General features: G+C 60.3%; 2 protein-coding genes. Both read right to left on the bottom strand.

Translation table 11 applies throughout. The features are described from left to right. Positions 1-173 precede the first annotated feature (173 nt). A complete protein-coding gene (gene csaB / locus NW815_RS07805) occupies positions 174-1,259 on the bottom strand; it encodes a polysaccharide pyruvyl transferase CsaB (protein ID WP_414388142.1) in 1,086 nt (361 codons plus the stop codon). A 77-nt stretch (positions 1,260-1,336) separates the two neighbouring features. Then, positions 1,337-1,550: DUF4351 domain-containing protein (locus NW815_RS07800; RefSeq protein ID WP_414415872.1), on the bottom strand; the 214-nt coding region annotated here is incomplete at its 5' end.

The following is a 1,550-nucleotide window of genomic DNA, read 5'->3' as shown; positions in this document are numbered from 1 at the left end:
CTTATTATTGACTAGAGTCATGCTCCCCTCAATGAATTGGGGGCCTCCTCAAGCGGATGCACGCAGCGCTTTGGTTCGGGGACACCGTGCCTCCCTACTTTTGGGGTAAAGCGGCTCTCCAGAAGAACCGCTACCGGAATTCGCCCTGGCAGCAACTTCTCCAGGCAACCCCATCAACCCCACTTCAGGTGCTGTCTCAACAACTGAGCGTGCTGAGCCGATTGCCTCGCCCACAGGTCAGCTTGGGCAGGGCTGAGAGCTAGGCCCTCTGAGTAGCAGGCCAGCCAAGCTTGGTGTAAGGCTTCAGGATCGGTGGGCATCTCCTGCAGATCCCAGCCAGGCATGCCCAATTCCTGGAGCAGCGTTTTCACCTTGGGATCGTAGCTGAGACCAAAACAGGCGCAGCCCTCTGCCGCCGCCATCACCAATCCGTGGTAGCGCATGGTGATCGCCAGCCTGACACCCCGAAAGACTCCTTTCAATAGACAGGGATCCCGAATTTCCAGCACTTGGCTACGGTGGGGTAGGCGCTGCTGAAGCTGCTGAGCCAAGTGGTAGTCTGGCCCAAGGTCAGGGGATCCGGGAGGAGCCAGCTGAAAGGGCACGAAGAGAAGGTATGCCCCCGTGGAAGCCTGGAGACGCTGTAAACCCTGGCTCAAAGCTTCTAGACAGGCTCCAGTCAGTTGCGGATGCGGACGCAAGACCACAGCAATGCGGGGCTGAGGCCACGTTTCCCATTCCGGCAAGGTTTTGGACGGCAAACTCCAGACGGGATCCGGAGCCACCTGGTGAGGGATCCCCCACTCTTGCAGCCATTGGGAGGCAACCCCATCCCGCACACTGATGGCCGTGCAACCTGCCAACGAGCGACGGGCTAGTGCGCGAATCCACCCCCGCTGCAGCGGCCCGATCCCCTGGGCCCAGGCAAGGGTCTTCAGTCCCCAGCGCTGGGCTAGGCCCATCACCCCCAGGTAGTAGAGAGGGCTGCGCCAACTGGTGCGATCCTGCAACAGACCGCCCCCACCCCAGATGAAAGCCTGGGCCTGGGCCAGACAGCGCTGCAAAGCCCAGCCGTCAAAGCGGGGGCAGGCCAGCACTCCATAGGTGGCAGCTGTCTCGGCAGGGCAAGGGGAGAGCACCACCGGCTGCACAGGGTCGGGCAACTGCTCTAGCTCTCGTAAGAGAGCCAGCAACAACGCCTCATCGCCGGCATTGCCGTAGCCGTAGTAGCCACAGATCAAAACCTGTGGCCGTTTCATCGAGTCCATCTGAGTAACAGGGATCCTAACTCACCCACAGAGTCCTGTGAGGTTGGAAAAGGCCGCGACGGCAAACCCTAGTTGGATGATGACTCCCTGAGCCATTGGATCAAATCGGCCAGGGTTTGGAAGTCCAACAGCGCTTCCGCCAAAGCCTCCAGTTGCTCGGTAGGTAAGAGGCGGATGGTTTCAGACAGGTCTTCCGGCAAAGATCCCAGCTTGCGCCGCAGTTGACTCAGAGTCAGTCGAGCTGCTTCTTGCTGCAGACCTTGCTGCAGACCCTGTTGCAGA

The sequence above is a fragment of the Synechococcus sp. R6-7 genome (genome assembly GCF_047461695.1).
In the GTDB taxonomy this organism is placed as follows: domain Bacteria; phylum Cyanobacteriota; class Cyanobacteriia; order Thermostichales; family Thermostichaceae; genus Thermostichus.
Note: the sequence above shows the minus strand (reverse complement) of the source record. Positions and strands in the feature narration are given on the sequence as shown.

Bases quoted from the DNA above. Each gene is read 5' to 3' on its own strand.
- csaB (WP_414388142.1), bottom strand. From the start codon at position 1,259: ATGAAACGGCCACAGGTTTTGATCTGTGGCTACTACGGCTACGGCAAT.